General features: G+C 42.1%; 14 protein-coding genes. 12 read left to right on the top strand and 2 right to left on the bottom strand.

Annotated features, from left to right (window positions below; translation table 11 throughout):
• Positions 1-493 precede the first annotated feature (493 nt).
• From BM100_RS19675 to BM100_RS19640, 8 genes are all read left to right on the top strand, one after another.
• Complete coding sequence (locus tag BM100_RS19675) at positions 494-1666, top strand: phage tail sheath protein (RefSeq protein ID WP_092514092.1); 1173 nt, start codon at positions 494-496, stop codon at positions 1664-1666.
• An 11-nt stretch (positions 1667-1677) separates the two neighbouring features.
• Positions 1678-2196, top strand: a complete 519-nt coding sequence (locus BM100_RS19670; RefSeq protein WP_092514090.1) for a phage major tail tube protein — start codon at positions 1678-1680, stop codon at positions 2194-2196.
• A gap of 94 nt (positions 2197-2290) precedes the next feature.
• Positions 2291-2608: a phage tail assembly protein gene (locus BM100_RS19665; protein WP_092514088.1), complete on the top strand. Its 318-nt coding sequence runs from the start codon at positions 2291-2293 to the stop codon at positions 2606-2608.
• A gap of 14 nt (positions 2609-2622) precedes the next feature.
• On the top strand, positions 2623-2742 hold the full coding sequence (locus BM100_RS19660; protein WP_175494986.1) for a GpE family phage tail protein: 120 nt from the start codon (positions 2623-2625) through the stop codon (positions 2740-2742).
• Positions 2735-5956: a phage tail tape measure protein gene (locus BM100_RS19655; protein WP_092514084.1), complete on the top strand. Its 3222-nt coding sequence runs from the start codon at positions 2735-2737 to the stop codon at positions 5954-5956. The genes BM100_RS19660 and BM100_RS19655 overlap by 8 nt, the downstream gene beginning before the upstream one ends.
• Positions 5953-6459: a phage tail protein gene (locus tag BM100_RS19650; RefSeq protein WP_092514082.1), complete on the top strand. Its 507-nt coding sequence runs from the start codon at positions 5953-5955 to the stop codon at positions 6457-6459. Before BM100_RS19655 ends, BM100_RS19650 begins: the two co-directional genes overlap by 4 nt.
• The gene (locus tag BM100_RS23875) at positions 6456-8006 is read left to right on the top strand and encodes a phage late control D family protein (protein WP_092514080.1); all 1551 of its coding nucleotides are present in this window, start codon (positions 6456-6458) and stop codon (positions 8004-8006) included. The genes BM100_RS19650 and BM100_RS23875 overlap by 4 nt, the downstream gene beginning before the upstream one ends.
• Before the next feature lie 80 nt (positions 8007-8086).
• The gene (locus BM100_RS19640) at positions 8087-8323 is read left to right on the top strand and encodes an ogr/Delta-like zinc finger family protein (protein ID WP_092514078.1); all 237 of its coding nucleotides are present in this window, start codon (positions 8087-8089) and stop codon (positions 8321-8323) included.
• Between the two features lie 155 nt (positions 8324-8478).
• Here BM100_RS19640 and BM100_RS19635 read toward each other — a convergent pair whose 3' ends face one another.
• Positions 8479-8697: an HP1242/YdcH family protein gene (locus tag BM100_RS19635; RefSeq protein ID WP_092514076.1), complete on the bottom strand. Its 219-nt coding sequence runs from the start codon at positions 8695-8697 to the stop codon at positions 8479-8481.
• A gap of 272 nt (positions 8698-8969) precedes the next feature.
• Here BM100_RS19635 and eco point away from each other — a divergent pair, with 272 nt between their 5' ends.
• The 3 genes from eco (at position 8970) to BM100_RS19620 (ending at position 11002) form a co-directional block, all read left to right on the top strand.
• Entirely contained in the window at positions 8970-9449 is a 480-nt protein-coding gene (eco, locus tag BM100_RS19630) for a serine protease inhibitor ecotin (protein WP_092514074.1), read from the top strand.
• A gap of 299 nt (positions 9450-9748) precedes the next feature.
• Positions 9749-10444 (top strand): aquaporin Z, encoded by a 696-nt coding sequence (gene aqpZ / locus BM100_RS19625; protein WP_092514072.1) that lies wholly within the window; start codon positions 9749-9751, stop codon positions 10442-10444.
• 111 nt (positions 10445-10555) lie between these two features.
• The gene (locus BM100_RS19620; RefSeq protein ID WP_244590553.1) at positions 10556-11002 is read left to right on the top strand and encodes a GNAT family N-acetyltransferase; all 447 of its coding nucleotides are present in this window, start codon (positions 10556-10558) and stop codon (positions 11000-11002) included.
• Positions 11003-11099: 97 nt separating this feature from the next.
• Here BM100_RS19620 and BM100_RS19615 read toward each other — a convergent pair whose 3' ends face one another.
• Positions 11100-12320, bottom strand: a complete 1221-nt coding sequence (locus tag BM100_RS19615; RefSeq protein WP_244590552.1) for an MFS transporter — start codon at positions 12318-12320, stop codon at positions 11100-11102.
• A 123-nt stretch (positions 12321-12443) separates the two neighbouring features.
• Here BM100_RS19615 and BM100_RS19610 point away from each other — a divergent pair, with 123 nt between their 5' ends.
• On the top strand, positions 12444-13034 hold the full coding sequence (locus BM100_RS19610; protein WP_092514068.1) for a TetR/AcrR family transcriptional regulator: 591 nt from the start codon (positions 12444-12446) through the stop codon (positions 13032-13034).
• Positions 13035-13128 lie beyond the last annotated feature (94 nt).

Raw genomic sequence — 13128 nt, 5'->3', positions numbered from 1 at the left:
AACAATATCGCCACTCAATGATTTTCCATTGATTTTCCGTGAACTTGGCACCGCATTTCGAGCTAGGTTTTGAGTTTCCACCAAACCGAGGTTTTCTACAATCCACGGATCCTTACGATCCAAGCTAAGATCCCATTCCTCATACCCTGAAAACTTACGATCAAAGACAAAAACGGCCCATTTTTACCTATCAAAAAACAACCAAAAGGCAGAATTACATTGAATAACACTAAAAAGGATAAATTTTGAGCTGATTGCGGTTCAAAAAACACTCAATATTAGTTTGTTATTTAACCAAAATGACTTTCATTCCAGTCAAATCGCCAATTCTCCCCAATCCACCTAAGAATCAATTAAATTCCAATTCAACATATTGATTTTTAAATAAAATATAAAGCCACATTTGTACCTTCCCCCACACATGCCCAATCGAATGATTTCCCCGACCTAATCCGCCAATATATCAGCACACCTTAACAGGAGAACCGCTATTATGGCACAAGACTATCACCACGGCGTCCGTGTACAGGAGATCAACGAAGGTACTCGTACCATTACTACAGTTAGCACTGCTATCGTAGGTATGGTTTGTACTGCTCCTGACGCAGACGAAAATACATTTCCATTAGATACTCCAGTTCTGATTACTGACGTTATGAGCGCCAGTGGTAAGGCCGGAACAAAAGGGACGTTGTCCGCATCACTGAAAGCAATCGCAGCTCAGGCTCAACCTGTTACTGTTGTTGTCCGTGTTGCTGAGGGCGAATCTGAAGAAGCAACCATTTCCAATATCATCGGTGGTGTCACTGATGCAGGTAAGAAAACGGGTATGCAGGCACTGTTGGCGGCGCAAAGCCAGCTCGGTGTTAAACCTCGTATTCTGGGTGTTCCAGGCCTGGACTCAAAAGCAGTTGCTCTTGAACTGGCAAGTATTGCTCAGAAACTGAAAGCAATCGCATATGTATCTGCTTATGGCTGCAAAAATATCTCAGAAGTAATTAAGTATCGCGAAAACTTCAGTCAGCGTGAGCTGATGTTGATTTGGCCAGACTTCTTGAGTTGGGATACCGTTACCAATAGCGAAGCTATCGCTTATGCAACCGCTCGTGCTTTGGGCCTGCGTGCCAAGATCGACCAAGAAACTGGCTGGCATAAAACTCTGTCCAACGTTGGTGTCAACGGTGTGAGCGGTTTGTCTGCTGATGTTTTCTGGGATCTGCAAGATACCGCAACTGACGCTGATCTACTGAACAAAAGTGGTATCACTACGCTGATCCGCAAAAACGGTTTCCGTTTCTGGGGTTCTCGTACTTGTGCTGATGACCCACTGTTCCAGTTTGAAAGCTATACCCGTACCGCTCAGGTTCTGGCTGACACTATGGCTGACGCGCATATGTGGGCTATCGACAAGCCGCTGACTCCATCACTGGTTCGCGACATTATCGAAGGCATCAACGCTAAGTTCCGTGAACTGAAAGCCGGTGGCTACATCATTGATGGCCGTTGCTGGTACGACGATAAAGCCAACGATAAAGACACCCTGAAAGCAGGCAAACTGACCATCGATTACGACTATACACCTGTACCGCCACTGGAAAACATGATGTTACGCCAGCGCATTACAGATAGTTACCTGATGGATTTCGCTAAAAGTATTAACAACTAAGGGGCTAACTGATGGCATTACCTCGCAAACTTAAATACCTGAACTTGTTCAATGATGGCAACAACTATCAGGGGATCGTGGAAGAACTGACTCTTCCTAAGTTGAGCCGCAAGCTGGAAGCTTATCGTGGTGCTGGCATGAACGGCAGCGCAATGGTGGATCTGGGGCTGGATGAAGGCGCACTGGATGCTGAATTCACTCTGGGTGGCATTGAATCTCAACTATACAAACAGTGGGGCATCGCGAAAGCAGATGGCGTCATGCTGCGTTTTGCCGGCTCTTTTGAAAGCGAAGACACGGGTAACGTGGTTGCAGTTGAAGTTGTAATGCGTGGTCGTTTCCAGGAATTCGATCATGGCACTTATAAACAAGGTGATAACACTCAGACCAAAATCACCGCTAAAAACACTTACTTTAAACTGACATGGGATGGCGAAGAACTGATTGAAATCGACACCATCAACATGGTTGAGAAAGTAGGTGGGGAAGATCGCCTGGAACAGCATCGCCGCGCTATCGGTCTTTTTTAATCGCTTCTTTTAGCAATTAGATTTTTTAAAACTTATTTCCTGTCTCTTCATATTTGTGGAGACAGGTTATCTATCGGATAAACAAGGTTGAACCATGACTGAAACACTGAATACTCAAAATGACGATCTGCGCATTATCGAATTGGAAGCCCCACTGGCACGAGGTAATGGCGAAATCACGGAAGTGATGATTCGTAAACCTAACAGCGGTGCGCTACGCGGTGCTCGTTTACAAGCACTGCTGGAAATGGATGTGGATTCTATGCTGCTTGTCCTGCCGCGCGTAACTACACCTGCATTGACCAAAAATGACCTGATGATGATGTCACCTGGTGATCTGATTAATCTCAGTGTGGAGGTGGTCAATTTTTTGTTGCCGAAGTCGGTCAAGTCCGATTCCCAGAACGATTAACCGTTGATGAATTGGTGGCAGATATCGCCACCGTTTTTCACTGGAGGCCGGCAGATACAGATGAAATGTCACTGCCGGAACTGTTGGACTGGCGACATCGGGCCATTTTAAGAAGTGGTGCAGAAAATGAGTAATATACAGTCACAGCTAGATAAGGTATTGAGTACTATTGGCAAACTGACCAGTTCCTTTAAATCTTTTCAACAGCATCAGAAAAAGCTGATCGGTTCAGTCGATAAAATACATAACCAATTTAAAAAGCTTAATAAGACTGTTGAGGGATTAAAGCCCATCGTAGGTTATGCGCAGGAAACTGCGCGTATGCGTACCGATCTTAAAGCTTATAGTCAAACAATTAAGCAGTCTTTCTCTGCGCGGCAGAATTCATCGCAAGTGAAACAAGTAAACGCCGCAAGTCAATCAGCCAATATTATTCAAACTACCCAGATTATTAAACAAGAAAATTCATCCAGTAAAAAAAATGAATTGAATTTTGGTGTTACTGGAAATATGACTAACAATTTTACATTGTTAGATAAGCTGGTCATTAATATTAATCCCAAGATAACAATTTTATTTAGTATTCTGAATAAAATTAATGCAGTTTTGAAATTAACGACTGGCTCAGTAAAAGTCGTATTTCAAATGCTGATTGGTTATATACAAATTTTTGGCAGTCTTGGCATAAAAGCTTTTGAGTCTCTAAAGATCAGTTTAAATATATTTGCACAATTGGGTATTCAGGCTTTTGCTGAGTTAAAGGCCAGTTTGAATTTCTTTGCCCAGTTGGGTGTGCAGGTTTTTGCCGAATTAAGAGCCAGCTTGAATTTCTTCGCACAACTTGGCATTCAAGCTTTTGCAGTATTAAGAAGCAGTTTGGATTTTTTTGTACAACTGGGTGTGCAGGCTTTTGTTGAATTGAGAGCCAGTTTGAATTTCTTTGCACAGATAGGAATTCAGGCGTTGGATAAATTAAAATCCACGCTGGATGCATTTGTACAAATGGGTGTTCAGGCGCTGAATAAACTCACATTTCCTTTGGATGTGTTTGCTCAGATAGGTATGCAGGCTTTGGACGAATTAAAAGCCGGCATCAACTTTTTTGCGCAGTTGGGAATTCAAGCGCTGGATAAATTAAAGTCCAGCCTGGATGCATTTGCCCAATTGGGTATTCAGGCTTTGAATGAATTAAAAGCGGGCATTAACTTTTTTGCTCAACTGGGAATTCAAGCACTGGATAAATTAAAATCCAGTCTGGATGCATTTGCCCAATTGGGTATTCAGGCTTTGAACGAACTAAAAGCCGGCATCAATTTTTTTGCTCAATTGGGAATTCAGGCACTGGATAAATTAAAATCCACGTTGGATGCATTTGTTCAGCTAGGCGTTCAGGCACTAGATAAACTCACAGCTCCTTTAGATGTGTTTGCCCAATTAGGTATTCAGGCTTTGAATGAATTAAAAGCCGGCATTAACTTCTTTGCACAGTTGGGTATTCAAGCGCTGGATAAATTAAAGTCCAGTTTGGATGCATTTGCGCAGTTGGGTATTCAAGCTCTGGATACATTAAAATCCAGTATGAGCTTTTTTGCTGATCTAGGAATTCAAGCACTGGATAAATTAAAATCCACGCTGGATGCATTTGTTCAGCTAGGAATTCAGGCACTGAATAAGCTTACTTCCCCTTTCGATGTATTAGCCCAGTTGGGGACTCAAGCACTGGATAAATTAAAATCCACGCTGGATGCGTTTGTCCAGATGGGAATGCAGGCGCTGAATAAACTTACCTCTCCTTTTGATGTGTTAGCCCAGTTGGGGACTCAAGCGTTGGATAAATTAAAATCCACGCTGGATTCATTTGTTCAATTAGGCGTTCAAGCGCTGAATAAACTAACCGCTCCTTTGGATGTTTTTACTCAAATTGGATCTCAGGCCCTAGAAGATTTAAGAGCCAATATTAATAAATTTGCGGAAGTTGGTATTCAGGCGCTGGAAAATTTAAACGTTGGTTTGAAGGCATTTGCACAAATAGGAACAGAGGCACTAGAAGCATTAAGAACTGCCATGGATTTTTTCGGTAAAACCGGAAGCAAGGTATTTGGCACAATAAATGAAGGTGCCGATTTACTGTCGAGCAAAGGCGGTAAAGATACTTTTTCATCACAGAGAAAAGGTTTGGGGCTATTTGGAAATATTGGCCAAAAAGTTTTTGGTGCTTTGGGGAGTGGAATTAATACTCTGGCAAGCGTTGGCTCAAAAGGTTTAGGTCTTTTAGGTAATTCTTTTAGTGCATTAGGCAAAGGAATGTCTTTTATTGGGCGAGCGATGATGGCAAACCCGATTCTTGCCATCATTGGTGTTATTGCAATGGCTGCCATTTATATTTGGCAGAATTGGGAGTCCTTGGGGCCTAAATTTACAGCGTTGTGGGAAGGTGTGAAAAATATCTGCAGCAATGCTTGGCAAGGAATAAAAGATGGAATCGGTGCAGCTTGGGAAGGTATTAAAAGCTTCTTCATGAATGGTGGGCTAATTGGCATTATCTACCAAAACTGGGACAGCATTAAACAAAGCGCATCAGAAGCTTGGGAGTGGGTTAAATCTACAATAAGTGGAGCTTGGGAATCTGTTAAACAGAATACACTGGAAATCTGGGAAAATGTCAAAAAATCAATTTCAGATAAATGGGATGAAATTGTTGCTGATGTTCAGGCCATTCCGGAAAAATTAAAAGCTGCCGGTTCTGAGATGATTAATGCCATATTAGGTGGTATCCAAGAGAAGTGGAAAGCGCTAAAAGATAAATTCAAAAGTTTCGGTGATGCAGTTAAATCATTCTTTGGTGGTAGTGATAAAAAGGAAGTTGAATTAAATAAAACTGAGGAAATCACCAAAAGTGAAACGGCTGAAAAAGCGAAGGAAATTAGTGGACGTCATGACACTGGCGGTTCTATTCCTGCTGGGAAAATAGGCATTGTCGGTGAACGTGGTCCCGAATTCGTCGCAGGGCCAGCGAATGTAACCAGTAGACAAAATACGGCGAAACTTGCCGCCGTGGGGCTTGCTGTCAGTTCGATGTCTCTACCCGTTGCAGCACAGGATGCACCGTTACATGCGCAAAGCTTGCCTGCTTACTCTTATGAGGAAGTTCAGGCAAGACAGATGCGGAGCCAACCACAGCTGCAAGCTGGTGCGGCACCCCAATATAACATCTATGTCTATGGCTCTCAGGGACAATCTGCTCAGGATATCGCCCGTATGGTCAGACAGGAACTGGAGCAACGGGAACGTACTCAGCAAGCCCGTATGCGTAGCTCATATTCTGATAGAGGAGAATCATACTCATGATGGCCGCACTTGGTTTATTTGTATTTATGTTAAAAACAACGCCTTATCAAAGTTTTCAGCATAAAAAGAGTTGGAGACATGCATTTAATAGCCGCGTGGGAGCGCGGCCTGCATGGCAGTTTGTTGGTTCAGATAACGATACGATAACGCTATCGGGAGAACTCTATCCGGAATTAACGGGGGGATCACTTTCTCTGGCTGCACTGACGTTGATGGCTGACAGCGGTAAAGCATGGTCTTTGATTGATGGTAGTGGTTCGATTTACGGGATGTTCGTCATCGAAAGCATTGATGAGACGAAAACGGAATTTATGTCTGGTGGTGCAGCCAGAAAAATCAGTTTTACACTGACATTACGGCGAGTGGATAACAATTTGTTTGAAATGTTGGGTGATTTGCAGGAGCAACTATCTGACATCAAGGACAAACTGCCTAAGTCAATGAAAGATCTTGAGGTTCTTAAAGATCAGGCGGTGGATAAAGTGAAAGGGGTATTCTCATGATGGATTTTAAACAGTGGGTACCAGATACGAGTTGGATTCCTCAGTTTGACTTGGTGACCGGAAAAGATGGAGCGCCCGCGTTCCGGCTGGAAACCAACAATAAAGATATCACAGGGAAAATTCAATCGCGCTTAATGTCTTTAACGTTGACGGACAACCGTGGCTTGGAATCAGACCAACTAGATCTTGAACTGGATGACTCGGATGGTCAGTTGGCGTTGCCTAGTCGAGGGGATATTCTCACATTGGAATTGGGGTGGCATGGCCACTCCTTAACACCAAAGGGAAAATTTGTCGTTGATGAGATTGAACATAGCGGAGCGCCTGACCGGCTGACCATTCGTGCTCGCAGTGCGGATTTTCGTGGCGATCTGAATGCTAAACGCGAACAGTCTTATCATAAACAAACGTTAGAGAGCATTGTAAGTACGGTTGCCGCAAGAAACCAACTGCAATTTCAAATCAGCGACGATTTGAAAGGCATAGCCATGCATATCGACCAGACAAATGAATCTGACGTGAGCTTTCTGACCCGAATTGCAAAGCAGGAAGGGGCGATTGCTTCGGTCAAAAATGGTGAATTGTTGTTTATTCGCCAAGGGGAGAACAAGACGGCAAGTGGTAAGGCTATCACACCTGTATTGATTACCCGTAAATCAGGAGATAGCCATCGCTTTTCTCTGTCCGATCGTGAAGCTTATACGGGCGTCATTGCTCAGTGGCAGGATACTCGTACCGCGACTAAACAGACGGTTAAATTGCACAAGGTGGAAACAAAGGAAGGGAAAGTCGAAATTTCCATTGAATATAAGAGCAGCGAGGATAAATCATCAGGCAAAGAGAAGTCCAAAAAAGACAAAGATTCTACCAAAAAAGACAAAAATCCCACTAAAAAAGGGGAAGAAAAGGGTAAGAAAAAAGAGCCTGAACCCCCTAAAAAGGGAAAAGATCCTAAAGGCAAGTCATCTACTCCTGTCAGCCTTGGTAAGCCTGGTAAAGTGAGCTTGGCTAAGTCCGGCAAAGTCAACTTGGCGAAGAAAGGCCCAAAAGAACCCGACTATATTACAAATGGACGCAAGGGAAAAGGTAGAGGTAACGGAAGCAGCAGCAGTACTGAAACCAGTCTTGAGATTAAGGGCAGCATATCCCATGAGGAAAAGAGTGAGTCAACAACTGAGTTCCAACAAACAACAACGGAAAAGAAAGAATCCTCAAGTTATTTGTCGGGAACTGAAGAAAATGTTTTGACGCTTTCACGTATTTTTTCTAACAAGGAAGAAGCAGAACGTGTTGCTACAGCTGTTTGGAAAAAAATGCAACGTGGGGCTGCTCAGTTTTCTATCACGTTGGCGATGGGGCGTGCGGATATTTATCCTGAAACACCTATTGTGTTGAAGGGATTCAAGGAGGAGATAGACGGAACAGGCTGGACTTTGGTTAAAGTCACTCACAATCTCAATGACAGTGGTTTCACGACATCATTAGATCTCGAAATTAAGATTGATGAGGTCGAAATTAAACCAGAAGGTAGCGAAATAAAAACTTGATCTCGATATGAGATCTTTGGTATATTGTTCACCAGACGAGAATGGTGTTATCCGATGTTATTTCAAGAAAGGTGAACAATATGATTAAGTGTCCTCTGTGTGGTCAATCAGCACATACTCGCAGCAGCTTCGAGCATTCAAGCCAAACAAAGGAGCGCTATAACCAATGTCAGAACATTAATTGTGGAGCAACGTTCGTCAGCCATGAAACCTTTGTACGTTTCATTTCTAAGCCAGGTGAAGTCAATGATGTCACGCCTCATCCAAAGGCAAAAACGAAGAGACAACCTCGCCAGAAAGCCGCTGTCGCCCAGTAATTCATGGGAAAACCATAAATAACGAAAAAACAATTGCTCCAGTTTTTTGCCACCATTATGGTGGCTTTTTTGTGTGAAGTGAGAATGTGCGAGTTCTCTAAATGAGAACTTCATGTAACGCCCACTTGTCATAAAGTAGGCGTTAAAACGCGAGGTTATTTTTCGGACACTGACTGCAAAATCCTTTGCATTTCATCTTTGATGTGTAGTTTTTCTTTCTTTAGACGTACAACCTTATCGCTGTAGCCAGTTCCATTTGGGCCTTCAAGTTGGGCTATCTCGTGGTCAAGTCGGTTATGTTTTTCAAACAAAGATTGGAAGCGGGGATGAGATTCTTTCAGGTTGGATACTAAATCACGATATTCTGGAAACATGAGACCTCCTAAACGAAATTTACTACCACACTCAATGAAGTGTAGCAGCCCATTGTAAGATCAGATTTGAGAGATATCACATAAAAAAGATCTGATGCTATTTATGCTGTTAACCAATTGTTAATGGAAAATTAACATTTATTTCTGGCAAAGAGATCTAAATTTTATTTAATGACTATAAAAATCAGTATATTGCCAAAAAATCATAATTTACCTCAGTCTTTTTGTTGTTATTATTCAATCTCCTTTTTAAATATATTCAGAGGTGATATATGAAAAAATATCTATTTCCTTTAGTTGCTTTGATGGCATCGACTTCCGTTTTTGCTGGCAAAAATCTGGAAGATATCGCACCTTACCCCGCAGCTCCGGCTGGAATGGTTCGCAGTGTGATTGAGCTGCCTAAACAAGTTAATGAAAAAGACTACATGGTTGAGTTGGTGATTGGCAAAGATATGAAAGTCGACTGCAATCACCACTGGTTCGGTGGCGAGTTGAATAAGAAAGTATTGGAAGGATGGGGATATGACTACTATATGCTGGATAAAGTAGATGGCCCCATGTCAACCAAAATGGGTTGCCCGCCGGATCAAAAAGAAACCGTGCGTTTTGTACAGGTTCAGTTAGGCAATGATGCACTTATTCGTTATAACAGCAAATTGCCTATTGTGACTTATACTCCAAAATCAATCACAGTCAAATATCGTATTTGGCAAGCATCGGATAAAGTCGAAACCGCAGTACAAAAATAATCTTTTGATCGAGTAAATCAACAACCTGAGTTTCCATTATATTAAACTCAGGTTGTTTGATTTATAGCATGCTTTTCTGTTTTGAGGTTAATTAATTTTTAGAATAGAAAACTTTATTTCAATATGCATTATTGTTAATGAACAATATAACACGTCATAAAAGACCTATTTCACACCTTCGTTGATAATTTTTATTTCTGTTATTTCTCTCTGTGATTCCTTGCCCATCTTTAAAAATACTAACTACACTGTTTTTGGATCCTTTTGCATTCATGCAAACATCATAGGGGAATCGTAGAATGTTTAAAAAATTATCGGCGGAGTTCTTTGGTACTTTTTGGTTGGTGTTTGGTGGATGTGGCAGTGCTGTGTTAGCAGCGGCATTTCCACAGCTGGGGATTGGTTTTGTTGGTGTCTCTCTGGCTTTTGGTTTAACCGTGGTAACAATGGCTTATGCCGTGGGACATATTTCAGGAGGGCACTTTAATCCTGCGGTAACATTGGGACTATTTGCTGGCGGGCGTATTTCAGCAAAAGATGTGATCCCTTATATTATTGCTCAAGTGATTGGTGGAATTGCCGCAGCGGCGGTGCTTTATTTAATCGCCAGTGGTAAAAGTGGTTTTGATGCAACAGCAAGTGGTTTTGCATCTAACGGCTACGGTGACCATTCTCCGGGTGGTTTCTCATTACAATCTGCAATTATCATCGAATTAGTATTAACGGCTTTCTTTTTACTGATAATCCTTGGCGCTACAGATAAGAAAGCACCGGCAGGGTTTGCACCATTGGCAATTGGTCTGTCATTGACACTTATTCACTTAATCAGTATTCCTGTAACCAATACATCAGTTAACCCGGCAAGAAGTACTGCGGTTGCTATTTTCCAGGGCACCTGGGCATTGGAGCAACTTTGGGTATTCTGGCTTATTCCATTAATTGGCGGAGCTATTGGTGGGTTGATATACAAGGGACTATTACAGAAAGATGATTAACTCATTAATAAATGTTCCTTTGTTTTAATAAGTCATGCGATAGCATGGCTTTTTTTTATCCTTTTTTATGGTAGATTTTCTTCACGGTTCGATCTTTTCGCAAAAGGAAAAATGATGGAGCAGAATATAACATGGGAACGAGGTGAATATTGGATTACCACAGATAAAAATAAATGTAATATTCATTTCGTACATAATAATCTGAAAAAATTACCCTGGGCGATTGATGTTGAATTTAAAAGAGTCAAAATTTCGATAGAACATAGTATATGTTTTACATTGTTTCATAATGAAAAAGAAATTGGATTTGCCAGATTATTGACTGACTTTGCAACATTTGCATATCTTGCTGATGTATTTGTTATTGATGAATATCAAAAGAAAGGGTTAGGGCGTTGGCTGGTGGAATGTATTTTAGATCACCCGGTTACTTCTTATGTAAAACATGTGGCGTTAGTGACTTATGATGCTCCTTGGTTATATAAAAAAGTAGGTTTTCAGCCTGTCATTGAATCTAACTTTGTCTGGATGTTGGATAATACGAAATCCTCTGGATAAATGGCAATCAACAGGCGGTATTATTCATTCGACGTCATACCGCCTTTATGTTTATCTCATTATCCGGCAAGAAAATATACGTTAATAATCTGAGTCATCACTCAGAGATAACGGTATTTTTTCTGTATAGTGCCCGAATATCCGGCAGTAAAGTCATTAAACCAAGCAACGCCATACATACACCTATCCATAATGGCGCTCTTAATCCCCAGCCTAGGCTCATTGCGAATCCACCAAGAAAAGAACCAATGACAACACCAAGTGTGATCATTGAAGAATGAACTGTATTTACCAGTGAACGACCATTGGCTGTTTTCATGACACGTGTCACCATGGCTGGATTCATGGTAACGCCCACTAATCCAATACCAACGAGGGATAAGGCTGCAAGGGATTTTTGATCTGCAAATAAACCAAATAACAGCAGGAAAAAGGTCAGAGAAATTAAGCCAATGGCGAGTGTCATAGTGGTATAGCGTTCTGACAGTTTCCCGACTATCGCATTACCCACGATCGTGGCACTTCCATAGAGAATGAGTAAACAAGTGATCATGCCATCACTATAGCCTGATACTTCTTTTAATATTGGGGTGAAATACGTAAATGCAGCAAAGGTTGCGCCGATAATCAGCAAGCTAGTGGAAAAAACACCCCATAGCTTTAGGTTTTTTAAGCTACTGAGTTCTGATCGCAGGCTCATTATTGGTGGTTTTGGGATGGCGGGCAGGAAAAACAGGCTGATGACCCCGGCAATGGTGGCCAATATCCCGGTTGTCCAGAAACTTTCTCGCCAACCTGCATAGGTACCTATCAAGTTAGCCATCGGTAGTCCCAAGATCGTTCCCACCATAATGCCAGAAAGTACGATTGAAACAGCCCATCCTCGCTGTTCGGTGGGGACAAGCTCTACACAGATTGCAAGCGCCACGCCAAAGAAAGCACCTGAAACGGCACCGGTTATGATCCTCGCTATCGCCAGTATGAAATATGAATTTGCCAGTGCACCAAGGATTTCCGCTGCGATAAAAATAATATAGAGAGTCATTAAGACCTTTTTGGGCGGCTGTTTTAATAATGCAATAGCTAAGAGTGGGCCGCCGAACGTCATGGACAAGGCATAAAGAGAAACGAGGTAACCAATTTGAGAAATGGATACACCGAGGTCGTATGCCATGATTGGCACCATACCCGAAACTTGAAATTCACTGGTCACCATGGAAAAGATGCCGAGTGTCAGTATGTAAATGGCGAAGGGAATTGTTTTTTGTTTGGTTACGGCATGGGAAAGAATAGCGACCTTGGACTGCATGTTCTCCATGTTATCACCTTTTAGTTATTTATCGGTTAATTATGTAGTAGGTATTACAAAAATATCCAGCTTGCGAAATAAGATCAAGGCATTTATGTTATAATCACTACAAAAATAACGATGGTATATACAATGACACTACGAGGGCGCCCGCCACGCTTTAACCGAGATATTGCTCTTCAGCAAGCAATGAAGTTGTTTTGGGATAAAGGCTATGAAGGTACTCAGCTTGTTGATCTCACTGCTACGATGGGGATCAATCCCCCGAGTTTTTATGCTGCCTTTGGCAGTAAGAAAAAAGCATTTTATGCGGCAGTTGAACTTTACATTAAGACTGTGGGCACTAAGGTGGTGGATAAGCTGAATGAAGCTGGCAGCGTGCAGGAAAATATGCGGGCAATGCTGGAAAATTCTGTGGAAATTGCAACGTCAAGCCACTCTGGAGGCTGTTTACTGATTCTAGGGATAATGAACAATCTGCAAGAAAATGAGGAAGTTTATACTTATCTTAAAGGCGTGCGGAAAAATACACTGGCATTAATCCGGACTCGGTTAGAAAAAGGCGTTGCTGATGGTGAGATACCTGCTGATATTGATGTTGGCAAACTGGCATTATATTTTCTTGGGATTATGCAGGCAATTTCATTGCAGGCGCGTGACGGGGCATCTAAAGAAGAGCTGATGGACCTGATTCCACCTTCCATGGCAGCCATAATGTTCTAGCCCGGTTTGTATTTTGTTGCCTGTAACATTGCAGCCTTGCCAGCTGCAATTTATCTCTGCTGCGACTTTTGTCAGCATACGCTTTGCCATGTTT

Origin of the sequence: Xenorhabdus mauleonii, from assembly GCF_900113945.1 — a bacterium.
In the GTDB taxonomy this organism is placed as follows: domain Bacteria; phylum Pseudomonadota; class Gammaproteobacteria; order Enterobacterales; family Enterobacteriaceae; genus Xenorhabdus; species Xenorhabdus mauleonii.
The sequence above is the reverse complement of the archived record's forward strand: the minus strand, read 5'-3'. Positions and strand labels throughout refer to the sequence as shown.